At 54.7% G+C, this 22,801-nt stretch carries 22 protein-coding genes; 10 read left to right on the top strand and 12 right to left on the bottom strand.

Annotated features, from left to right (window positions below; genetic code table 11):
• Positions 1–265 precede the first annotated feature (265 nt).
• Positions 266–1,141 (bottom strand): LysR substrate-binding domain-containing protein, encoded by an 876-nt coding sequence (locus JWF83_RS22605; protein ID WP_413652757.1) that lies wholly within the window; start codon positions 1,139–1,141, stop codon positions 266–268.
• A gap of 199 nt (positions 1,142–1,340) precedes the next feature.
• Here JWF83_RS22605 and JWF83_RS22600 point away from each other — a divergent pair, with 199 nt between their 5' ends.
• The 5 genes from JWF83_RS22600 (at position 1,341) to JWF83_RS22580 (ending at position 6,000) form a co-directional block, all read left to right on the top strand.
• On the top strand, positions 1,341–1,769 hold the full coding sequence (locus JWF83_RS22600; protein ID WP_413652756.1) for an NUDIX domain-containing protein: 429 nt from the start codon (positions 1,341–1,343) through the stop codon (positions 1,767–1,769).
• Entirely contained in the window at positions 1,769–2,644 is an 876-nt protein-coding gene (locus JWF83_RS22595) for a DUF6024 family protein (protein ID WP_413652755.1), read from the top strand. The genes JWF83_RS22600 and JWF83_RS22595 overlap by 1 nt, the downstream gene beginning before the upstream one ends.
• Before the next feature lie 236 nt (positions 2,645–2,880).
• Positions 2,881–3,525 (top strand): adenylate kinase, encoded by a 645-nt coding sequence (adk, locus tag JWF83_RS22590; RefSeq protein ID WP_413652754.1) that lies wholly within the window; start codon positions 2,881–2,883, stop codon positions 3,523–3,525.
• 121 nt (positions 3,526–3,646) lie between these two features.
• A complete protein-coding gene (hemH, locus tag JWF83_RS22585) occupies positions 3,647–4,606 on the top strand; it encodes a ferrochelatase (RefSeq protein WP_413652753.1) in 960 nt (319 codons plus the stop codon).
• Between the two features lie 86 nt (positions 4,607–4,692).
• A complete protein-coding gene (locus JWF83_RS22580; RefSeq protein WP_413652760.1) occupies positions 4,693–6,000 on the top strand; it encodes an inosine/guanosine kinase in 1,308 nt (435 codons plus the stop codon).
• A 24-nt stretch (positions 6,001–6,024) separates the two neighbouring features.
• On the opposite strand, the gene ybaL is transcribed toward JWF83_RS22580, so the two are convergent.
• Positions 6,025–7,728 (bottom strand): YbaL family putative K(+) efflux transporter, encoded by a 1,704-nt coding sequence (ybaL, locus tag JWF83_RS22575; protein WP_413652752.1) that lies wholly within the window; start codon positions 7,726–7,728, stop codon positions 6,025–6,027.
• Between the two features lie 256 nt (positions 7,729–7,984).
• The gene (locus JWF83_RS22570) at positions 7,985–9,187 is read right to left on the bottom strand and encodes an MFS transporter (RefSeq protein ID WP_413652751.1); all 1,203 of its coding nucleotides are present in this window, start codon (positions 9,185–9,187) and stop codon (positions 7,985–7,987) included.
• A gap of 335 nt (positions 9,188–9,522) precedes the next feature.
• Between JWF83_RS22570 and ushA the strand changes: the two genes are divergently transcribed.
• Positions 9,523–11,271 carry a bifunctional UDP-sugar hydrolase/5'-nucleotidase UshA gene (gene ushA / locus JWF83_RS22565; RefSeq protein ID WP_413652759.1) on the top strand — a complete coding sequence of 583 codons (1,749 nt, stop codon included), beginning with the start codon at positions 9,523–9,525 and terminating at the stop codon, positions 11,269–11,271.
• A 41-nt stretch (positions 11,272–11,312) separates the two neighbouring features.
• Here ushA and JWF83_RS22560 read toward each other — a convergent pair whose 3' ends face one another.
• Positions 11,313–11,747 carry a multidrug/biocide efflux PACE transporter gene (locus JWF83_RS22560; protein ID WP_413652750.1) on the bottom strand — a complete coding sequence of 145 codons (435 nt, stop codon included), beginning with the start codon at positions 11,745–11,747 and terminating at the stop codon, positions 11,313–11,315.
• 91 nt (positions 11,748–11,838) lie between these two features.
• Between JWF83_RS22560 and JWF83_RS22555 the strand changes: the two genes are divergently transcribed.
• Complete coding sequence (locus JWF83_RS22555; protein WP_413652749.1) at positions 11,839–12,708, top strand: LysR family transcriptional regulator; 870 nt, start codon at positions 11,839–11,841, stop codon at positions 12,706–12,708.
• Here JWF83_RS22555 and ybaK read toward each other — a convergent pair.
• The 3 genes from ybaK to copA all read right to left on the bottom strand — a co-directional run bounded on the left by ybaK (position 12,705) and on the right by copA (position 16,782).
• Positions 12,705–13,184 carry a Cys-tRNA(Pro)/Cys-tRNA(Cys) deacylase YbaK gene (ybaK, locus tag JWF83_RS22550; RefSeq protein WP_413652748.1) on the bottom strand — a complete coding sequence of 160 codons (480 nt, stop codon included), beginning with the start codon at positions 13,182–13,184 and terminating at the stop codon, positions 12,705–12,707. The genes JWF83_RS22555 and ybaK overlap by 4 nt on opposite strands.
• 171 nt (positions 13,185–13,355) lie before the next feature.
• Positions 13,356–14,159: a TraB/GumN family protein gene (locus JWF83_RS22545; RefSeq protein ID WP_413652747.1), complete on the bottom strand. Its 804-nt coding sequence runs from the start codon at positions 14,157–14,159 to the stop codon at positions 13,356–13,358.
• Between the two features lie 109 nt (positions 14,160–14,268).
• Entirely contained in the window at positions 14,269–16,782 is a 2,514-nt protein-coding gene (gene copA, locus JWF83_RS22540) for a copper-exporting P-type ATPase CopA (RefSeq protein WP_413652746.1), read from the bottom strand.
• 278 nt (positions 16,783–17,060) lie between these two features.
• Between copA and JWF83_RS22535 the strand changes: the two genes are divergently transcribed.
• Positions 17,061–17,444 carry a hypothetical protein gene (locus JWF83_RS22535; RefSeq protein WP_413652745.1) on the top strand — a complete coding sequence of 128 codons (384 nt, stop codon included), beginning with the start codon at positions 17,061–17,063 and terminating at the stop codon, positions 17,442–17,444.
• A gap of 50 nt (positions 17,445–17,494) precedes the next feature.
• On the opposite strand, the gene aphA is transcribed toward JWF83_RS22535, so the two are convergent.
• Positions 17,495–18,208: an acid phosphatase AphA gene (aphA, locus tag JWF83_RS22530; RefSeq protein ID WP_413652744.1), complete on the bottom strand. Its 714-nt coding sequence runs from the start codon at positions 18,206–18,208 to the stop codon at positions 17,495–17,497.
• Between the two features lie 453 nt (positions 18,209–18,661).
• Between aphA and cueR the strand changes: the two genes are divergently transcribed.
• Complete coding sequence (gene cueR, locus JWF83_RS22525) at positions 18,662–19,087, top strand: Cu(I)-responsive transcriptional regulator (RefSeq protein ID WP_413652743.1); 426 nt, start codon at positions 18,662–18,664, stop codon at positions 19,085–19,087.
• Here the strand turns inward: cueR and JWF83_RS22520 are convergent.
• The 4 genes from JWF83_RS22520 to JWF83_RS22505 all read right to left on the bottom strand — a co-directional run bounded on the left by JWF83_RS22520 (position 19,071) and on the right by JWF83_RS22505 (position 22,212).
• Positions 19,071–19,520 carry an NfeD family protein gene (locus JWF83_RS22520; protein ID WP_413652742.1) on the bottom strand — a complete coding sequence of 150 codons (450 nt, stop codon included), beginning with the start codon at positions 19,518–19,520 and terminating at the stop codon, positions 19,071–19,073. The two genes, cueR and JWF83_RS22520, sit on opposite strands and share 17 nt — an antisense overlap.
• Positions 19,520–20,437, bottom strand: a complete 918-nt coding sequence (locus JWF83_RS22515; protein WP_413652741.1) for an SPFH domain-containing protein — start codon at positions 20,435–20,437, stop codon at positions 19,520–19,522. The genes JWF83_RS22520 and JWF83_RS22515 overlap by 1 nt, the downstream gene beginning before the upstream one ends.
• A gap of 63 nt (positions 20,438–20,500) precedes the next feature.
• Positions 20,501–21,358 (bottom strand): co-chaperone YbbN, encoded by an 858-nt coding sequence (locus tag JWF83_RS22510; protein ID WP_413652740.1) that lies wholly within the window; start codon positions 21,356–21,358, stop codon positions 20,501–20,503.
• 80 nt (positions 21,359–21,438) lie between these two features.
• Positions 21,439–22,212 (bottom strand): SDR family oxidoreductase, encoded by a 774-nt coding sequence (locus JWF83_RS22505; protein ID WP_413652739.1) that lies wholly within the window; start codon positions 22,210–22,212, stop codon positions 21,439–21,441.
• Positions 22,213–22,453: 241 nt separating this feature from the next.
• Here JWF83_RS22505 and JWF83_RS22500 point away from each other — a divergent pair, with 241 nt between their 5' ends.
• Positions 22,454–22,786 (top strand): Hok/Gef family protein, encoded by a 333-nt coding sequence (locus JWF83_RS22500; protein ID WP_413652738.1) that lies wholly within the window; start codon positions 22,454–22,456, stop codon positions 22,784–22,786.
• Positions 22,787–22,801: the final 15 nt, after the last annotated feature.

Genomic DNA, 22,801 nt, shown 5'->3' with positions numbered 1-22,801 from the left:
TAGGGGAGCCATTAATGGCTCCCGTCCCGAAGGTGGCAGCAGTGCAAACCATTGATACGGGCGGCATAAATGCCGCCCCTACAGAAGAATATCTGCCGCCCTGATGTAGGGGAGCCATTTATGGCTGCCGTCCCGAAGGTGGCAGCAGTGCAAGTCATTGATACGGGTGGCATAAATGCCGCCCCTACAGAAGAATATCTGCCTCCTGATGTAGGGGAGCCATTAATGGCTCCCTTAATATTATTAATATTAAGGGCTCCCGCTATTATTCCCCGCTTGCCGCCTCATCTAATAACCAGTGACGAAATAGCGCAATTTCCGGCTCATCTTTCCTCGCCTGCTTCACCATCATCCAGGTAGCGCGATCCATCGCAACGAACCCCACTGGCGCAATAAGTGTGCCGTCCTCCAGCTCTTTTTTTACCAGGATCCGCGGCGTAATCATCAGACCTAAACCATTACGCGCCGCCTGGATACCGAGCGTCAGATTATCGAAATAGCGGCCAGCCCAAAAATCGCCGCGGGCGCCGGTTTTTTCTGCCCACTCAGCCCAGGCATGGCGTTTGGTATCAGCATGCAGTAACGGCAGATGGGTGAAATCAGCGTCGTAGCCAACCGGCTGATCAAAATCCGCTGAACAAATAGGACCAATATAATCGACAGTAATCAGCGTGCTGGCGATATCTTCGTGGGATGACTGCTCGTGGCTGAGGATTAGCACATCAGTCTGATCGTTGCGCACTTTATCCACATCCATATGCGTCTGAAAATTCAGCGTAATATTAGCATGCAGTTTGCTGAAACGACTGATCCGCGGGATCAGCCATTGCGCGAGGAAGCTGGGGGCGCAGGAGACCGTCAGGCTGCAGTTGTCACGCTGGGATATTTTCTCACAGGTGGTTTCAATTTCCCGGAATGCCCGGGTACTACTCGCTTTCAGGCGCTCACCGTCGGCGGTTAACTGCACCCGGCCATTGGCGCGAATAAACAGCGGCTTACCTATCCACTCTTCCAGTTGCTTAATCTGATGGCTGATGGCGCTGTGGGTAACGTTAAGTGACTGTGCCGCCAGACTGAAACTATTATGCAGCGCCGCCTGCTGAAAATAGCGCAGGGCGCGTAACGAAGGAAGGCCGGCCATGGATTGGGTCCTTGTTAGAAAAACTAACAGGAAGTGTCTGTTTATATCATTTTAAAGTCCAGCCATATTCTCCTACTCTTAGCGGCAGAAATAAACGCGTTCACGAGTAATGCTCTGTGTGCGTTGATTTTTTTGCCAGCACCAGGGATCGTGCGCATCAGCGTTACTACATCAAAAAATCACAAGAAAAATAACAACCATGCATCGAGTTGCGTTACTTCCCGCCGCAATCCGCAGCGGGCCGGTGGCTATCGACTGTGGCGCGGTGATCGTTAAGCAGCGCGCTCTGCTGCTGGTTCGTCTGCCGCAAAGCCGCAGTTTTACCTTACCCGGTGGCCAGCCGCTGCGCGGAGAGGACCATCAGCACTGTCTGCAGCGGCTGATTGAACCGACGCTGGGCGTTCAGACCGGGCGTTGCCGGCCATTTGGACTGTTTTACAGCGGTGCTCCGGGGATGCGCGAGCACCATATTTATCACCTCGGCATCATAGGTATACCCGATGTATCGGCCGGGATCGCAGAAATCGCCTGGGTGACCCACCGGCACCCCCCTTGCCATGTCAGCGTGAGCGCACTGCTTCGTGACTGTGTGATGGCACTGCTTTATCAGCAAGAGTTAATCAACTAATGGACACATCTTCTTTACCTCCGGGGCGATTAACGCTTTCCGGCGAACCGCCTGAGCAGCGGGTCAGCGCGATGCGCAATGAACTGCGTCAGACGCTTTCTCGCCTGTATAAGCTGGAGAATCACGATATCTTTTTTGTGCAGTCGGTGCGTGTCGCTCTGGTGATTTTGACGCAACTGTTTCACCAACAGGAAGTGGCGCGCTGCGCTGCGCGCCAGGCAAGTCAGCAACAGGTCAGTGAACTGCTGCTGCCATCGGCGACACGCATCGGTGCGCCGGGCAATGTTCCGCTGATTGCCCATGTCAATCCTTATAGCGGCCAGGTTAACTCTCTGTATAACTCGGCGGGGAAAGGGGTGGTGGATGGTTGTCACAGCTTTGCCACTATGCTGCATGAAGAACTGGTGCGTGACAGTGCGATTTTTGTCGCACCGCTGCATATGCATGCGGCGCTGACATCCGGGCTGGCGCTTATTGCCCTGCGCACCGCTGAATTCAGCACCCTGTTGCGCAGCGAATTACTGTTGTTCGAAGCCTCGACGGTATTAGCCAAACCGCTGGAGGATGCGCTGATCAATATTCGCAGCGATCACTGGCAGCCTTACAATGTGGCGCAGGCGGGAAGCGTAAAACTGGCGGATCTCTGTGGGATGGATTTTTTCTCCACCAGCGACCCCCGGCTGCCATTTAGCTGCTTTAATCTGCCGGGGTTAACTGAGGCGGAGCAGAGCCGGATTAAATCCGCCGATGTCAGCTATTTTTCCCATATGCGTACGCTGCGTATCAGTTGCCGGCAGCGTGGCGAGGGTAAAATAGCGCTGGATAGCAGTGAGCAGGTAAAAGCGCGGCTGAGGCAGCTATGGCCAGCTCGCTAAGCTATGTCGCTAGTCTGAAAACCCGCTCGTTTGCAGGGGTTAATTCGGCCACTGCCTGAGCAGAATAACCCTGGTTAACCCGCTGAATGCATACTGTTTATAGGGAAGGGGAGTCACCGGCTACGCCAGAACGGCACTGCCGGTTCCGCGCCCGTTTTCTTGTGGATATCGGGGCTTAGTGGTATGTTCTTGACCTTATTCGTTAGTTCAATGCGATTCGCAAGGGGATTTACGCAATGCGTATTATTCTGCTCGGCGCTCCGGGCGCAGGAAAAGGTACTCAGGCTCAGTTCATTATGGAGAAATACGGTATTCCGCAAATCTCCACCGGTGATATGTTACGCGCAGCAGTCAAAGCGGGTAGTGAGCTGGGTAAACAAGCCAAAGAGATTATGGATGCTGGCAAACTGGTCACCGATGAGCTGGTCATTGCGTTGGTTAAAGAGCGAATTGCGCAAGAAGATTGCCGCAATGGCTTCCTGTTAGACGGCTTCCCGCGCACCATCCCTCAGGCTGATGCGATGAAAGAAGCGGGCATCAAGGTTGATTATGTACTGGAGTTCGCGGTACCTGACGAACTGATCGTTGAGCGCATCGTTGGTCGCCGCGTCCATGCGCCATCAGGCCGGGTTTATCATGTCACTTTCAATCCACCGAAAGAAGAAGGTAAAGATGACGTGACCGGCGAAGAGCTGACCACGCGCAAAGACGATCAGGAAGAAACCGTACGTAAGCGTCTGGTGGAATACCATCAGATGACCGCGCCGCTGATTGCTTACTACAGCAAAGACGCCGCCGCCGGCAACACCGCTTACCACAAAATTGACGGCACGCGTAAAGTGTCTGAAGTCAGCGCCGAGCTGGCAAAAATCCTCGGTTAATCGTTTTTCGGGCCAGGTTTCGCCTGGCCCTTTTGCAGCAATCGGTTTATCCCCCGCTTTTTTTCGCTACAATCACTTTCGTTTTAATCTCTCCCTCTCTATGCCAGGCAAAGGAATAACAATGAGGCAAGATAAACCCGGCGTATTGCTGGTGAATTTAGGTACGCCTGATGCGCCTGATGCGCCAGCTGTAAAACGTTATCTGAAACAATTTCTCAGCGATCCCAGAGTGGTGGATACGCCGCGCTGGCTATGGTGGCCGATTCTCAATGGGGTGATCCTGCCAATCCGTTCGCCGCGCGTGGCAAAACTGTATGCCTCGGTGTGGATGGAGGGGGGATCGCCACTGCTGGTCTATAGTCAGCGTCAGCGTGATGCGCTGGCGGCGCGACTGGATATACCGGTGGCGCTGGGGATGAGCTACGGTAATCCGAGCCTGAAAAGCGCGGTAGACGATCTGCTGGCGCAGGGAGTGACGCGTCTGATTGTGTTACCCCTGTATCCGCAATTCTCCTGCTCAACGGTTGCTGCGGTATGGGATGGTTTAACCGAAGTCTTCTCCGCCTACCGCTCGTTGCCGGATGTACAGTTTATTCGCGATTATGCCGAGCATCCGGCGTATATTGCGGCGCTGAAAGCCTCGGTTGAGCGCTCCTTCGCCATCCACGGCAAACCCGATCTGCTGGTGATGTCGTTCCACGGTATTCCGCAACGTTTTGCCGATGAAGGTGATGACTATCCGCAACGCTGTCGCGATACCAGCGCGGCGCTGACGGCGGCGCTGGGTCTGAGTGCGGGGGAGGTGATGATGACGTTCCAGTCGCGCTTTGGTCGTGAGCCGTGGCTGACACCCTACACCGATGAAACGCTGAAAGCGCTGCCGGCAAAAGGAGTGAAGCATATTCAGATTATGAGCCCCGGCTTCTCCGCTGATTGCCTTGAAACCCTTGAGGAGATCAGCGAACAGAACCGCGAATTCTTTATCCACGCCGGCGGCAGCAAATTTGAATATATTCCGGCGCTGAACGATGATGCCGAACATATCGATATGATGGTGGAACTGGTTAAGCGTCAGCGCTGATCCCCCCTCGGTAGCGGAAGTTGGCTAAAGCAGCGGCCGTGAATATGTTATTATTCACGGCCTGAATACTTCTGAAGCTATCGATGATGAAATTTCCCGGCAAACGCAAATCCAAACACTACTTTCCCGTCAGCGCCCGCGATCCCCTACTGCAACCCCAACTTCAGCCGGAAAATGAGCATGGCAGTAGCTGGGTGGTGGGTATTGATCAGACGCTGGTGGATATTGAAGCGAAAGTGGATGATGCCTTTGTTGCGCGTTATGGGCTGAGTCGCGGTCATTCACTGGTGATTGAAGATGACGTGGCGGAAGCGCTGTATAGCGAGCTGATGCGCGACCAGCTCATCAGCCATCAGTTTGCCGGCGGCACCATCGGTAATACTCTGCATAACTACTCGGTACTGGCCGACGACCGTTCGGTGCTGCTCGGCGTCATGTGCAGCAATGTGCAGATTGGCGGCTACGCCTACCGTTACCTGTGTAATACCTCCAGCCGCACCGATCTTAACTATCTGCAGGGTGTCGATGGCGCGATTGGTCGCTGTTTTACCCTGATTGGCGAGAACGGCGAGCGCACCTTTGCCATTAGCCCTGGCATGATGAATCAGCTGCGCGAAGAGAGTATTCCTGAACAGGTGATTGCCGGTGCTTCCGCGCTGGTGCTGACCTCGTATTTGGTGCGTTGCAAGCCGGGCGAACCGATGCCGCAGGCGACGATGAAAGCTATCGAACTGGCGAAAAAGCACAATGTGCCGGTGGTGCTGACGCTGGGGACCAAATATGTGATTGCCGATAACCCGCCGTTCTGGCGCGATTTTCTGCGCGACCATGTATCGATCGTGGCGATGAATGAAGATGAAGCCTGCGAACTGACCGGCTTTAGCGATCCGCTGCAGGCGTCCAGCCAGGCGCTGGACTGGGTAGATCTGGTGCTGTGTACCGCCGGACCGAATGGTCTGTATATGGCTGGCTTTACCGAGGACGAAGGTAAGCGGAAGACCAACCATCCGCTACTGCCGGGGGCGATCCCGGAGTTTAACCAGTACGAATTCAGCCGCGCCATGCGTTATCAGGATTGCCAGCAGCCGCTGCGTATTTTCTCGCATATCGCCCCTTATATGGGTGGGCCGGAAAAAATCATGAATACCAATGGCGCCGGTGATGGCGCGCTGGCGGCACTGTTGCATGACATTACCGCCAATAACTATCATCGCAGCAATGTGCCGAACTCCAGTAAGCACGGGCGCAACTATCTGACTTACTCGTCGCTGGCGCAGGTATGTAAATACGCCAACCGCGTCAGTTATCAGGTATTAAACCAGCACTCGCCGCGTTTAACCCGTGGCCTGCCGGAGCGTGAAGATAGCCTGGAAGAGGCATACTGGGAACGGTAATGGCGGCGCGCAGGGGAGCCGCTGCTAATCCTCTGCGTGGGCGATATGAATGTCGCCCCTACCGCTAGCGCCCTGAACGTCAAGCTGCAGCATCTCCAGCATACTATTGGCGATCTCGCGTTCGCCCATTACCACGCGATTGGCCCCGCGCTCGATAATATATTCCACTTCATCGTCATAGTGCGCACGGGCGATAATCTCAATATTCGGGCGCTTTTCGCGGGCGGCAGTGACGATCTCGCCCGCTTCGTAGCCGTTAGGAATGGTCAGCAGTAGCCAGCGGGCACAATCAAGGCGTGCCAGCTCCATAGTATCGGCGCGCGCCGCATTACCCAGCACCGCTTTAATTCCCTGTTCACGCAGCGCTTCAACGCGTGGTCGCGAGTTTTCCACCACCACGATCGGCACGCCCGCGGCCATTAAACGCGAACCGAGCAGGCTGCCGACGCGACCATAGCCGACCACCAGCGCGTGATTACAGATATCCAGCGGGATCTGCTTCTCTTCTTCAATTGCTTCCTCCATGGTCTGCTCTTCAATGGTCTCGGTTTTCTCCAGATAGCGTTCCAGCAGCGTAAACAAAATCGGATTGAGCATAATCGACAGGATCGCCGCCGCCAGCACCAGATTACGTCCTTCGGCAGTCAGCAGACCGAGAGAAATACCCAGCCCGGCGAGAATAAAGGCGAACTCACCGATTTGCGCCAGACTGGCGGAGATGGTCAGCGCGGTGCGGCGTGAATGGCCAAACAGCGTCACCAGCAAATAGGCAATCAGCGATTTACCCAGCACAATAATCGCCAGGGCGCCCAGTACCGCCAGCGGCTGCTGGATCAGGATCATCGGGTCGAACAACATGCCGACCGAGACAAAGAACAGCACGGCAAAGGCATCACGCAGCGGCAGCGTATCGTGCGCCGCCCGATGGCTGAGCTCCGACTCGTTCAGCACCATACCGGCAAAAAAGGCGCCAAGGGCAAAGGAGACATCGAAGAACTCCACGGCGCCAAAGGCGATACCCAGCGCCAGGGCTAATACCGCGAGGGTAAACAGTTCGCGCGAACCGGTGGCGGCGCTTTTCGCCAGAATCCACGGTACCACGCGCCGGCCGACCACCATCATCAGCACCATAAATGCCACCACCTTACCGATGGTCAGCAGCAGATCCCACGCCAGCATTGCGAAGCTGGCATTGCCTTTATCCAGCATCCCGGCAATAGCGGGCAGTAATACCAGGGTTAACACCATCACCAGATCTTCAACAATCAGCCAGCCAATAGCAATTTGTCCGCGCTGGCTGTCAATCAACTGGCGTTCTTCCAGCGCACGCAGTAACACCACGGTACTGGCGGTCGAGAGGCAGAGACCAAACACTAAACCGGTGACCCATGACCAGCCAAGGCTCCATGACAACCCCATACCTAATAGGGTGGCGACGGCAATCTGCGCCACAGCGCCGGGAATGGCAATGGATTTTACCGATATTAAATCTTTCAGGGAGAAGTGCAGACCAACACCGAACATCAACAAGATCACGCCGAGTTCGGCAAGTTCCGGGGCGAGGTTGGTATCTGCTACGAAACCCGGGGTAAAAGGGCCAGCCAGCACGCCAGCTAACAGATAACCCACTAAAGGTGAAATGCGCAGGCGGTGAGCCAGCATGCCAAAGAGGAAAGCGAGAACAAGGCCTCCGACAATTGTCGTGATAAGCGGTGTGGTGTGGTGCATGCCTGCCTCCTTGTCTCCCCCGGCGTGGCTGCGACTTTGGTGACGATGGGGGTAAGCAAATGTGTCCGGTTGTAAGTATCCAGTTTATGGCATATTTCTGGCGCGCGCTTGCCAATAAGGGTGATAATTGCAATAAACATGAAAATGGAGACGTTTTTGGCAGATGAGCGGGATTTCTCCCACTCATTGTAAAACAGACGGTATTTTATCGTATAAAACGGCGTTGCTATCCGCACATATCCGGCGCGTAAAGGGACTATTTGTGCCGATTATCCGGCAGGAAAGCAGTAAGAATACCGAGAAGTGGCAGGTAAGCGCAGATTTGATAGACCAGCTCAATACTGCTGTGGTCGGCAACCAGCCCTAACACGGCCGCGCCGATGCCCCCCATACCAAAAGCAAAACCGAAAAACAGCCCGGATACCATGCCGATACGCCCGGGCAACAGCTCCTGCGCATAGACCAGAATGGCGGAAAAAGCCGAAGCAAGGATCAACCCGATAATCACACTCAGCACGCCGGTCCACGCCAGGGAAGCATGGGGCAGTAACAGCGTAAAGGGCGCCACGCCGAGTATCGATCCCCAGATAACATATCTGCGGCCAATTTTATCGCCCAGCGGTCCGCCAATGACCGTCCCGGCGGCGACGGCAAACAGAAAAGCAAACAGATGCAGCTGCGCATCCTGTACCGACAGACCAAATTTATGCATCAGATAAAAGGTGTAATAACTGCTGAGACTGGTCAGATAAAAATACTTAGAGAAAATCAGTAACAGCAAAATGCTGATAGCCAGCACTACTTTTTGGCGCGGCAACGGATTTTTCACCACGCTGACCGGGCGGCTGGCGGCCGCCCGACGCTGATGCTGATACCAGCGGCTAATTTGCAGCAACACCACAATCGCCAGCAGCGCGGCGAGGGTAAACCACGCCACATAGCCTTTGCCGTAGGGCGCGATAATTAATGCCGCCAGCAGTGGGCCGAGGGAACTGCCAAGATTGCCGCCCACCTGGAATAGCGACTGCGCCAGACCGTGGCGGCCCCCGGATGCCATGCGCGCCACGCGCGACGATTCCGGATGGAACACCGATGACCCGGTGCCGACCAGCGCGGCGGCCAGCAGAATCAGCGGGAAATTATTGGCAACGGCCAGTAACAGCAAGCCTGACAGGGTGAATCCCATGCCAATTGGCAGCGACCACGGCTGCGGATGTTTGTCGGTATAGTGGCCAATTAATGGCTGTAGCAGGGAGGCGGTGACCTGAAAGGTGAGGGTGATCAGGCCGATCTGCACAAAGCTCAGGGAGAACTCGCTGCGCAGTAGTGGGTAGATGGCCAGAATCAGCGACTGAATCATATCGTTTAACAAATGTGCCAGGCTGATTGCGCCCAGTACACCAAAGGCAGTACGCCGCGGCGCAGCCGGAGATGCGGATAAGGTTTGCTCGCTTGCCATTAATTAACCTGAATTATGTGGAGGACAGAATGATTATTGGGTTGAGTATTACATCAGCATTATTCCAGCCGGTTGCCGTCGGCAATGTAATGGCTGTGAGTGCGATTACAGGCTTAACTATAACAATGCTGACTGGGTATGGTCATAAAACTGCGGCATAATCCGTAACGGATGGCAAAAATAATGAAAGCGTTGATGTTATCTGCTCTGACGGTCTGTACCCTGAATCATTCGCGCTGCCTCAACGCAGTCAACAATGATGCAGCCTGAAGTATAGCGGTCTACACTGGCGCGATTATGAGATGGCATTGCTGAAAAGGAGATCGATTGTGCGTTTGACAAAAAAAACGGTGCTGGGAACCCTGTTGTTATCATTAATGGCCGCACCGATGCTGGCCCAGGCGTGGGAAAAAGACCACACCTATAAATTTACCGTACTGCATACCAATGATCATCATGGACGTTTCTGGAATAACGATCACGATGAGTATGGTCTGGCGGCGCAGAAAACCCTGGTGGACAGTATCCGCTATGATGTGCAGGCCCATGGCGGCGCGGTGTTGCTGCTCTCCGGTGGTGATATCAACACCGGCGTGCCGGAGTCCGATCTGCAGGATGCCGAGCCCGATTTCCGCGGTATGAATCTGATTGGTTACGATGCAATGGCGATCGGTAACCACGAATTTGATAATCCGCTTTCGGTATTACATCAGCAGCAAAAATGGGCCAGGTTCCCGTTGCTCTCAGCCAATATCTATCAGAAAAGCACCGGCAAACGCCTGTTTCAGCCTTATGCGCTGTTTAACCGCATGGGGCTAAAAATCGCCGTTATCGGTTTAACTACCGATGACACGGCGAAAATCGGCAATCCGGAATATTTTACCGATATGGAGTTCCGTAAACCTGCCAGTGAAGCGAAAAAAGTGGTTGAGGCGCTGCGTGCCAAAGAGAAACCGGATGTCATTATCGCCGCCACGCATATGGGCCACTACGATAACGGTAAGCACGGTTCTAATGCGCCGGGTGACGTGGAGATGGCGCGTGAGTTGCCGGCAGGTTATCTCGATATGATTGTCGGTGGTCACTCGCAGGACCCGGTGTGTATGGCAAGCGCCAATGTGAAACAGGTTAACTATGTGCCGGGCACCCCCTGTGCGCCGGATCGGCAGAACGGTACCTGGATTGTGCAGGCCCACGAGTGGGGCAAATATGTTGGCCGCGCGGATTTCACTTTCCTCAACGGTAAGCTGACGCTGCAGCATTACGCGCTACTGCCGGTCAATCTGAAGCATAAAGTGAAAAACAGTGACGGCACGGAGAGCTGGGTTAACTACACCCAGGAAATTGAAAAAAATCCGGCGATGATGAAGTTGCTGACGCCTTTCCAGAAAAAAGGTGAAGCGCAGTTAAATGTGAAGATCGGCAGTGTTAACGACCATCTGGAAGGGGATCGCAGTAAGGTGCGCTTTGTGCAAACCAACCTGGCGCGTCTGATCCTGACGGGTCAGATGGATCGCACCAAGGCGGACTTTGCCGTGATGAGCGGCGGAGGGGTGCGCGACTCGATTGAAAAAGGGCAGATCACTTATAAAGATGTGCTGAAGGTGCAGCCGTTTGGCAACACGCTAACCTATGTCGATATGAAAGGCAGCGAGGTGGCGAAATACCTGGCGGTGGTGGCCAATAAGCAGGTGGACTCCGGAGCCTACGCACAGTTCGCCAATGTTAGCCTGGTTGCCGATGGGGAAGGGGTCAGCGACATTAAAATCAAAGGGGAACCTTTGCAAATGGATAAGACCTACCGCATGGCGACGCTGAGTTTTAATGCCACCGGGGGGGATGGTTATCCGGTGATCTCCACTCTGCCTGGCTATGTGAATACCGGTTTTGTCGATGCGGAAGTGCTGAAGCAGTTTATTCAGCAGAATTCACCACTGGATGCGGCGAAGTTTGCCCCACATGGTGAAATTGTCTATCTCAGCGCCGAACAGAAGCAGGCAAAAGAGAAAGATAAGGAGAAGTCGGCCCAGCCGCAGACAGCGCCGGCGCATAAAGTGCCAAAAATAACCACGGCGGCGTTGTAACCCGAGGTTCAGGAGCGGCAGAGATGCCGCTCCTGATCACCTCAAACTTCACATGCCCGACGCGCCAGCAGTTTTTGCCGCAGGATATCCCACAACCAGTTATAGGCGATGGTATAAGGCAGGAAGAACAGGAAGAAGGCCACTTCAATCAGCAATGCCTGCAGCAGACTAATCTCCAGCACCCACGCCGCCAGCGGCAGACCGATAACGATAAATCCGCCTTCAAATCCCAGCGCATGCAGAATGCGCAAACCGACAGCGCGTTTCACCTTGTCCGGCGGATAAAAACCATCAAACGCGCGGTTATAGATGATGTTCCATACCATTGCGATGGTCGATAACATGATCGCCAGCGCCCCGATCTGAAACAGCGGTTTGTCCATTATCCAGGCCGCCAGCGGAGCGACGGTTAAAATCGCCAGCACCTCAAAGCCTGCAGCATGTAAAAATCGTTCTTTCAGTGTCCTGGTACGCATATTGGGCTCCTTTCAGGGTTTCGCTGGCGATTATCATCGTTTTAACTGCTAAGATAAAATGAGTATCCATCGATAAAAGCGATAGAAGCCGATGCGTTATTCACCCGAATCCCTGCAGGCCTTTGTCCAGACCGTTGAAAGTGGTTCTTTCTCGGCGGCGGCACGGGCGTTAGGTAAAAGCCAGTCCACCATCAGTAGCGCGGTAGCGAATTTGGAAACCGATCTGGGGTTCGCCCTGTTTAACCGCGTCGGACGCCAGCCGGTACTGACCGAAGAGGGCCGGCGCGCGCTGGCGCAGGTGCAGGAAATTCTTGCCGCCAGCGAGCGACTGGATGAACTGGCGGTGCGGCTGGCGGGGGAGGTGGAACCTTATCTCGGTATGGCGATTTCCGACTGCTGGCAGGCGGATCATCATGAATCCTTGCTGAAGCGTTTTGCCGCGCGTTATCCGGCGATTGAGTTTGACTGCATGATTGCTGAGGACGCTGATGTTATCGATCTGCTGCAAACCGGACGGGCGCAGGTTGGTGTGGTGCGGGTCCAGCCCCGGTTACCCGCGGATATTGCTTCCTCGCGGTTACAGGTGCAGGCGCAAATGGCGATCTATATCCATCAGGATCATGCGCTGGCACGGCAGAGCAGCGTCAGCCGCAGCCAGCTGATAGTGGAACGTCAGCTGCGGCTGAATACCTGGGCGCAAAATGACAGTGAACCTCTGCCTGGCAAAGTCTGGTCGTCGCCGTCTTATCTGTTACTGCTGGAGATGGCGGAGCAGGGATTTGGCTGGAGTATTTTGCCGCGCTGGCTGGTGGAGCAGTTTGGTCATCAGGTGCTAACGCAATTGCCGGTTAACGGCTGGCCACAGCGTATTGAGGTTGATGCCGTGTGGTCTAAGCGATCCCCGCCGGGTCCGGCAGGGCGCTGGATGATCGATCAACTCTGCGCACAGCGTCAGGATTAGTCGCGACGCGCAATATCCGCCAGCGTGGCGTCCAGCAGTCGCGCCAGATCGCTGGCCGCCAGCTCAATATCCAGCCCGCGTTTGCCGCCGGAAACATAGATCGCCGGCCACTGTGTCGCCAGATGATCAATCACCGTGGGCAGACGTTTTTTCTGTCCCAGCGGACTGATACCACCGATCAGGTAGCCGGTAACGCGCTGCGCCAGCTGGGGATCGGCCATATCCACTTTTTTCGCCCCCAGCGCCTTCGCCACTTTTTTTAAATCCAGCTGACCTGATACCGGCGTCACCGCGACCGCCAGGTTTTTCGCATCGCCATTCATCGCCACCAGCAGGGTTTTATACACTTGATCGGCATTCAGATTCAGCTTACGTACCGCTTCATCGCCGAAGTTAGTCTCATCGCTGTCATGCTGGTAAGGATGCAGGATAAAGGCGACTTTATGTTTTTCCAGTAGTTTAACCGCCGGGGTCATTTGCGTGTCCTTAGTCGGAAAATTCTTATATTCGCTGGTGAAGAAAAGTACTGGCGAAAATCCAGGCTTTGAGCGACAATCGCCATCCCATCAGCAAGTCACTTGCTATGGATAACCAAAATCATAAAAAAATTCCTCTTTGACGGGCCGATAGAAATATTGGCCTTTTTTTTATCTGCCTTTCAGTAAGTCCGGCAAATTTCCTTCGCCATAGAGATGTAACGCACCTACCGCCACCACATAGCGGCCAGCGGGTAAGCGCTGTAAGGCATCGGACCAGCGCTGGTTACGCTGATTCATTAACAGATCATTTAATTCACCGCTAAAGGTATTTGGCAATGCTACCTGACGCCGATCGGGGGGCGTCTCCAGCCACCAGCTCACCATGGTTTGCAGCAAGCGGGCATTGGTGTGCCAGTGCAGCAGCGTATCTTCCAGCAGTGGCATGCCGTTATCCGGCAGGGCTTTCAGCAGTTCGAGCTGCTCGCCCGCCCCTTCCAGCTCAATGATTTTCAGCCCGTGCTGTTTTGCCGCCTGCAACAGTTGATAGTCAATACCGTAATCAGGTCGCAATCCGAGGCGCTGCGCCTGCTGCGCCTGTAACATCAGCGCCACCTGCCAGCCCGGCAACGAGGCGATAATCTCCACATTGATCGACAACTCATCACAGAGACGCAGCAGCGTCTGCATATTCTGCGCTGACAGGCGCTGTTCCAGTGGCGCATGTGTTTCGCTGTGGGCGAAAGGCGATGCGCCACCGGTGATATCCGCTTCGACAATCAGCGCATCAGCACGATTAAGGCGCTGCAACAGTGGGGCGGGCAGCGGCATCATATCGCGGGTACCCATATGGATACTGCCAACCAGGTGCAGCTGCACCGGGGGGGGCAGAAAAACATCCAGCGCCGGGTAAGCGTACTTCACCGGAGAGAGTCCTCTGAACAGTGAGCTGACTCTGTGCAGCAATTTACCCATTATTCCGCCTTATGCCTGCAAAAGATTCATGCTAGCGGTTTAACTGGCTGATGAACAGAAGAAAGCGCCGCAATACTCCCCGCTGAGCGGACAGATGAACAGCGCTACATCAACGGGTTGGCGGCTGATAACGCAGCAACCGGTTGGCATTGCTGACGACGGTTATCGACGACAGCGCCATCGCCGCCCCGGCAACTACCGGGCTCAGCAGCGTACCTGTTAGTGGATACAGCACCCCTGCGGCAATCGGGATCCCCAGCGAGTTATAAATAAAGGCGCCCAACAGGTTTTGCTTCATATTGCGTAATGTCGCTTTGGCAATCGCCAGCGCGTCGACCACGCTGTTCAGGTCATGGCGCATCAGGGTGATGGCCGCGGTTTCAATCGCCACATCACTGCCGCTGCCCATCGCGATCCCGACATCCGCCTGTGCCAGCGCCGGAGCATCGTTAATGCCATCGCCAATCATTGCCACCTGATGACCCTGCTGTTGCAACTGGATAATCGCCTGTGCTTTACCGTCCGGCAGTACTCCGGCAATCACCTGATCCAGCCCGGCCTGACGCGCAATCGCACTGGCGGTGATCGGATTATCACCGGTCAACATCACCAGACGATAGCCAAGCTGGCGCAGGCGTTGCAACGCCTCGCGACTACCGGCGCGCAGTGGATCGCGGATGGCCATTACCGCCACCAGCTGACCCTCTGCCGCCAGCAACACCGGAGTGGCGCCGCTCTCTGCCTGTGCGTTAATCACGTCATTCGCTGCCGTCGTATCCACCTGATGTTGTTGCAGCAGCGCATGACTGCCCAGCAGCAACGATATGCCGCCAATTGTGCCGCTAACCCCAAGACCGCGTATTGTACGAAATTGCTCTGTTGTCGGTAGCGTCTGCCCTGCGGCGCGTTCAGTAATCGCCCGCGCCAGTGGATGACTGGAACCCTGCTCCAGCGCGGCGGCCCAGCGCAGCGCCTGGGTTTCATCAGTCTGATTAAAGGTGATGATCCCGGTGACGCGCGGCGCGCCTTCGGTCAGGGTGCCGGTTTTATCAAATACCAGCGTATCGAGCGTGCTGGCGCGTTGCAGGGCATCCGCATCGCGTACCAGTACGCCAAATTCGGCGGCGCGGCCAACCCCGGAAATAATCGACATCGGCGTCGCCAGCCCCAGCGCGCAAGGACAGGCAATAATCAGCACCGTAGTCGCAATCACCAGCGTGTAAACCATTTGCGGCTGCGGCCCGACGACATACCAGATGGCGGCGCTGATCAGCGCAATCGCCACCACGGCCGGCACAAACACTGCCGAAATACGATCGGCCAGCTTACCGATTTCCGGTTTACTGCTCTGTGCCTGACGAACCAGCTGTATGATGCGCGCCAGCGTGGTGTTTTTACCAATGGCGCGGGCGGTAAACAGCACGCTGCCATCCTGTAGCAGAGTACCGGCATGCAGCCTGTCACCGACCGACTTCAGCTGTGCAACGGGCTCACCGGTCAGCATGGCTTCATCCAGCCAGGCTTCACCTTCGCTGATATCGCCATCAACCGGTACGCGGTCACCGGTGGCCAGGCGTAAGGTCATGCCAGCCGTCACCTCATTTAATGGCAGGGTTTTCTCGCCGGCGGCGGTGACAACGCGGGCGGAAGGGGGAGTAAGATCGAGCAGTCGTTCCAGCGCCTGTGACGAGCGCTGACGCGCCCGTTGTTCCAGCGCATGGCCAAGATTTATCAGGCCGATAATCATCGCGCTGGCTTCATAATAGAGATGACGAGCTGCCATCGGGAAAAAGTCCGGCCAGATATTGACGCTAATCGAATAGAGCCAGGCTGCCGCAGTACCCAACGCCACCAGCGTATCCATGGTGGCGCTGCCTTTCAGCAGACTGCGCCAGGCGCTGCGATAGAAGTGCCCGCCGGCAATAATCATCACCAACAGGGTGAGGATACCGACGATCATCCAGCTACTACGGTTGGCGGCGGTCAGCATCATATTATCGCCGACCATTCCCCATAGCATTAGCGGGATACCCAGCGCCAGCGCGACGGCTGACTGCCAGCTAAATCGGCGCATCGCCAGCCGGGCATTATGCTGCTGTTTCTCCCGCCGCAGCTGGTCATCCTCAATCACTTCCGCCGCATATCCGGCATCTGCCACCGCCTGCACCAGTGCGTCTGGTGCGGCAGAACCCAGTACCAGCGCGCTGCGATCCGCGAGGTTAACGCGCGCCTGGGTGACGCCGGCGACCTGTTGCAGTGCATTCTGTACCCGGCTGACGCAACTGGCGCAGCTCATGCCGTCGATTAATAACTGATGGCTATCTGTGGCGCGGTCTGCCGGAAGCTGTTGAATATCCGCTGTCAGCGCTTCCGGCAGAATGGCTGAGTCTGGCAACGGATCAGATTTTGGGTCGCTATCACCCGGCTGCAGGCTGGCGTGATAGCCTGCCTGCTCAACGGTGGCGATTAACGCCTCGCCAGTTGCTGCGCCGGTTACCCACGCTTCGGTAATGGTGACATCGGCCTGTTCAACATCGGCGCGCTGCTCCAGCGCTTCTTTCACCCGTTTGACACAGTGGCCGCAGGACAAGCCGTCCAGCGCCAGTAAAATAATTTGTGACATGGTTATCGCTCCTGATTGCCCATCGTGACTTAAGATTCACTGGGATTGAGTTCAAGGTTAAACCTTCCATCAAGGGGAAGGTCAAGTATTTATCCTGATGATCTGGCGCAACGGCCTTTTCTCTCCCGGGAGCGGGTTCCTCTGTGGCGTACACTGGCGGCCGATATCGCCCGCTCAGCGGCAACCTGCAGTATGACGGCGATACACGGGTATTTTCAGCAATACACACTGCCGCGGCAGAGATCGGCGGCTGAAATATTCCCGAACAGGGGGCTGTTATGAAGATGCTATCTGTTATTTTGATATCGGCATTATTTCTGGCGGGTTGTACATCTTATAATGCAATTAATCTTCATAAAGAAAATACTGGTAGTGATTATACTTATTATAAAATGCAACCACCGTTGTATGTGGGTGATAAGGTTAAATACAGTTTAAAAGATGGCAGTAAAGGAGAACTTACCGTACAAAAAATAGAACCCAATTATCTTGTAGGAAATAGCGGGCAGGTTATTCCGTTATCTGAACTCTCCTCTCTGGAAAGAAAAGATCTGTCAAAAGGAAAAACCGCTGCGGCGGTGGGCGGCGGCGCGGTAGCCACGACGGTGATCCTTGCCGTCGCGGTCACGGTGGCAATGATGGGGGCGATTGCGGCTTTATAAAAATGGCGCGCATTGATCCCTGTGACACGCCATTTAAGCTGACAATGATCTTAGTATTCAGAGTTAACAATCACCTCTTCGCCATATGAACCGGCTTTGGGTAATGGTTTATAGCTGGAGTTGGATGCGCGCAGTACGCGAATACCGCGTGCTCCCGCCGCTTGTGCGGCCGTAATATCATTATCCGAGTCGCCGTAAAATAGTTTAATTTGTTTATCTTTTAGCCACTGCGTTTTGGTGTTCTGGCCGGCTTTATCACCGGCGAAAATAACCGGATTGAGATCCGCCGCTGGGATCAGGAAATCATTCTGCAGGGTTTTACTGACGGTCTCGCTTTTGGTCTGAGTGCGCCCGGTGACAAAATAAATACTGTCGCCGCGTCTGAGGTGCATGGCAATCAGATTCTTCGCTACCTCTTTCGGCATGCTGAACTCATCCCAGCCGTTGTTCATTTTTTCCCAGAACGCCGGGTTTTTTAAATAGTCTTGTTTGTCCGGGGAAAACTCTTTCTGACCGCGGTAAAAGCCCGGACTGGAAAATAATACGGTATCGTCAATATCAAAACCGACGGCAACCGGCGCGCGGCCCTGCAGGCTGTTTTCGATTTGCGCCACAGAGACCCAGTGTATCGGCGCCTGTTGCGCAAGCTGTGCGACGGTAACGCCCGGATCGAGTGGCGTGGGGACCGACTCTTTGGCCTGTACGCTGTGATTCAGGCTCAGTAACAGGCAGGCGGCACTCAGTGCAAAGGTGATAGTACGCATTATTTTTCCCTGTGTTTTCGCCGGGTTAGTTGCAACCAGACTGTATGGTCAGAATTCTTTCTGAGCATAACCATAGCGATGACCCGCTGATATGCAAAGGAATTTATCGGCAGGCGTCATAGAAAATAGTGATAATGCGATCGGCCCGCCGTTATGCGCCGGGCCAGGGTTGCAACAACCGGTGACGTCAAATTATGCCGTCATTTATAGATAAATTGAGGGTTTGAAGTCAGTTTTGCCGTCACAAAAAGTGAGCAGTGGCTGGAGAGATGTCTGCGCGTTACTCAGGCATGATTTTTACCGTCACCGCGTTTTATTTCTGCCTGAGTGAGTGACCTGGGGTACAGAACCAGCAGACCGGCTGCCATTCTGTTTACAGCCCGGCGCAAAACGGTGCAGTATAGGGCGCGAAAAGTAGCATTCCACATAACGTACCGGAAGGGAGGTAGGGGAATGAATATCAGTGATGTGGCCAAAAAAACCGGCCTGACCAGTAAAGCTATCCGTTTTTATGAGGAAAAGGGACTGGTGACGCCGCCACTGCGCAGCGAAAATGGTTATCGCAGCTATACCAGCAAGCATATTGACGAGCTGATGCTGTTGCGCCAGTCACGGCAGGTGGGATTTAATCTGGATGAGTGTCGCGAAATGGTGGCGCTGTTCAATAATCCCGAGCGGCACAGTGCGGATGTGAAAGCGCGTACGCTGGATAAAGTCGCTGAAATTGAAGCGCATATCCGGGAACTCAATATTATGCGTACGCGCCTGCTGGAACTGGCGGCGTCATGCCCGGGCGATGACAGCGCCGATTGCCCGATTATTAATAATCTGGCCGGGTGCTGTCACAGCGTGAAACCGGTGGTTAAATCCGGGGCCTGATCCGCAGGGTAATCCCCTCGACCGCCACCACGATGACTTCACAGCCTGCGGGCAGATCGCTATCGGCCTGAACCCGCCAGCTGCTGTCGCCAATCTTTACATGACCAAAACCATCGGCCAGGGCGGTCTGCAGGGTCAGATGCATGCCAATCATCTGGCTGCCGCGCTGATTGAGGTTATTAGGCTTCTGTTGCCGGTCGCGCTGTTTCATCCAGCGGTACCATAACAGGGCGGACACCATAATCAGCAACGCAAACACTACCCCTTGCCATTCCCACGACAGGGGCAGCAGCCAGACCAGCAACCCAACCACTACCGCGGAAATGCCGCTCCACAGCAGATAACCGCTGGTTCCGAGCATTTCCGCGGCCAGTAACAGCCCGCCTAAGGTCAGCCAGAACCAGTGCGGATGAACAATCATTTCAGCCAGCATCAGTTCTTACTCCGATCCTGTTTGCTCTCTTTTAACAGCTCGCTGATGCCGGCAATCGACCCCATCAGGCTGGTCGCCTCCAGTGGCATCAGCACGACTTTGCTGTTATTCGCTGAACCGATTTTTTGCAGCGCATCGGTATATTTCTGCGCAATAAAGTAGTTAATGGCCTGCAGGTCGCCCGCGGCAATCGCTTCAGAAACCATCTGTGTGGCGCGCGCTTCCGCTTCGGCGGCACGTTCGCGCGCTTCCGCTTGTAAAAATGCCGACTGGCGCTCGCCTTCAGCTTTCAGAATCTGGGACTGCTTATCGCCTTCCGCCCGCAAAATCGCGGCCTGGCGCACCCCTTCGGCTTCAAGGATATCAGCGCGTTTAGTTCGCTCCGCCTTCATCTGCGCATTCATTGAGGCAATCAGCTCTGCTGGCGGTCGCACATCGCGGATCTCAATACGCGTGACTTTTATGCCCCAGGGGTTAGTGGCCTCATCGACAATATGCAGCAGGCGGGTATTAATATTGTCGCGCTGCGACAGCATCTCATCCAGCTCCATGGAACCGAGCACGGTACGGATATTGGTCATGGTGAGATTGAGGATCGACAGCTCAAGATTGCTGACTTCATAGGCGGCGCGCGAGGCATCGACTACCTGAATAAAGCAGACGGCATCAATAGTGACGTTGGCGTTGTCTTTGGAAATGATCTCCTGCGAGGGAATATCCAGCACCTGTTCCATCATATTGATCTTACGACCAATGCGATCCATAAAAGGCACGATCAGGTTCAGGCCGGGAGAGAGGGTTTTGGTATAACGACCGAAGCGCTCAACCGTCCACTGAAAGCCCTGTGGAACAATTTTAACGCCGGACCAGACGACAATAAGTGCCAGTATAATCAGCACCGGAATTACGGCTAGCATAGTTAAACCTCCTGACTGTTAGATTAACGGGCCGAGTCGCTTCGGCCCGCTTGATTCGCCTATTTAGTAGAGCAGCGAATAGAGCTGGCGACGGTATTTCGCCGCCAGGGCATCGCCGGTGCCCAGCGCCGCCAGAATCTCCTGCAGCATTTTGCGCACCTGGCCGTTCGCCGCGTTCATATCCTTTTTCAGATGAATAAACAGTAACTCCAGCGCTTCTTCATTACGTCCAACCTGGTGCAGTTGCAGGGCGAGTTTGGCGGCCAGCTCAGCATTCTCCGGCTCGGCTTCCAGCTGTTGTTGCAGTTGTTGAATTTCCGGCGTATCCGCTGCCTGCTTCAGCAGCTCAATCTGCGCCAGCAGCCCCTGATAACGGGTATCCTGATCCTGCAACGGAACCACTTGCAGAATCTCCCCGGCTTCATCGCTGCGGTTCAGCGCAATCAGCGTCTCGGCCAGTAGAAAGCCGATTTCACTCGACTGCTTGCTCATCTGCCAGGCCTCTTTCAGCAGCGGCAACGCGTCGATCATTTTGCCTTCCTGCATCAGCGCCACGGCTTCCTGCGCTTTCATCTCTTCCGGGCTCGGCAGAACTTTAGCCAGCAATGCGCGCACCGCCTCTTCAGGCTGCGGCCCCTGGAAACCATCAACCGGCTGACCATTCTGGAACAGATAGACGGTTGGGATAGAGCGCAGGCCAAACTGGGCGGCTACCGCCTGTTCGGCATCGCAATCCAGCTTCGCCAGAATAAACAGTCCGGCATACTCCTGCGCCAGACGCTCCAGGATTGGCGTCAGTTGCAGACAGTGCTGACTGCGCTCGGACCAGAAGTAGAACAGTACCGGCAGGGACATCGACTGTTCCAGCGTCTGGTGCAGATTGGATTCATTGATGTTAATAATCGAAGCTTGTGGTGACATGAATTCGTCTCTTTTGCTGATGACTTTGTAACGATATTGGGGCGTTACCCCTGGCTTCAAGCGAAATTACGGTTGCAGCGCTAGTTACTGCGCAAAATGCGATCCAGCATCCAGCCTGGCAACAGGCGGCGCAAAATGGTCATGACCTGCGTCACCAGGGTAACCGGATAACGTAATTTGGGCTGACGACTCTCTAAAGCATGGTGCAATTTGGGCAGGATGGCTTCCGGCGGCAGAGTAAAGCGCGCCGCGATGCCCGGGTTTTTCACCGGTTGATCCTGCCGGGTCTGGTTCACGTTATCAGTAAAACGGGTGTGAATCGGGCCGGGTTCAATCAGGCTGACACAGACGCCGGTGCGGTGCAACTCCATACGCAGCGCGTCGGACCAGGCCTCCAGCGCATATTTGCTGGCGGCGTAGGCGCCGCGGCCTGGCGTCGAGATCAAACCCAGTACTGAGCTGGTGTTGATAATGCGCCCGCCGCCATTGGCCAGCAGCGCCGGCAACAGCAATATGGTCAGCTGATGGGTACCAAAAAAGTTACTGGAAAATTGCTGCTCCAGTTGCTGCCGCGACAGGGTGTTCAGCGCGCCATAGACGCCATAACCGGCGTTGTTAAACAGAGCAAAGAGATCATTGCCGCTCAGTTCAGCTACCTGCTGCGCCGCACGTTCCACGCTGTGCGCATCATCCAGATCCAGTTGGATACCGGTAAAACCGAGCTGATTCATCCGCGCCACATCATCCGCTTTCCGACAGGCGGCGAATACCCGGTAACCACGGCGCAATAAATCACTGGCGGCCACCAGACCAATTCCGCTGGAGCAGCCGGTTATTAAAATAGATTTTTGCATAATTCTCTACGCTGGCGAAATAACACGTTTTCAATTTAAAACAATATTTTTTTAACAATATTGCCCTGAGTTGTTCTGAGTTTACACGCAGAGGTACGGGTATTGCATTAGCTGATTGAAATAAAAATGGTGCGCCATTACGCAATGTAATAAACAAAAAATGCAACGGAATAATATTATATGCTGAGTAATAAAATGCATTCTTTACATAAGGTTAGCTGATTTACATTTTGCGAAAGCAATGACAGGATGGGTGAGCTCTGCGCCGGGCGCTCTGGATCTTTTTTGTCCTGAGCATTGGCAATCGACAGAAAGAGAAAGGCCTCACCCGACGATAAATCAAAGTGAGGCCGCTTTCATGCCAGACCGCACGATGGTAGCCTTTTACCCGCGTTCGCGCCCCATGGAGATAAAGGCAATGATGCCATTAATACGGCGATTACTCAGTCTGATTATTATCTGTGTGACAATCATTTTGTTAGCCGGAATAACCCGCAATTCACTCTGCGCATTGCATTTCAGGCTGGGTAACTCGGAGGTTGTGGCGATCCTCGCCGGTAGATCCACAGGGTAAGGCAACCCAACGGCG

It is taken from the genome of Pantoea sp. B65 (assembly GCF_047308185.1).
Taxonomy (GTDB): domain Bacteria; phylum Pseudomonadota; class Gammaproteobacteria; order Enterobacterales; family Enterobacteriaceae; genus Erwinia.
This window is presented reverse-complemented; position numbering and strand designations above follow the sequence as displayed.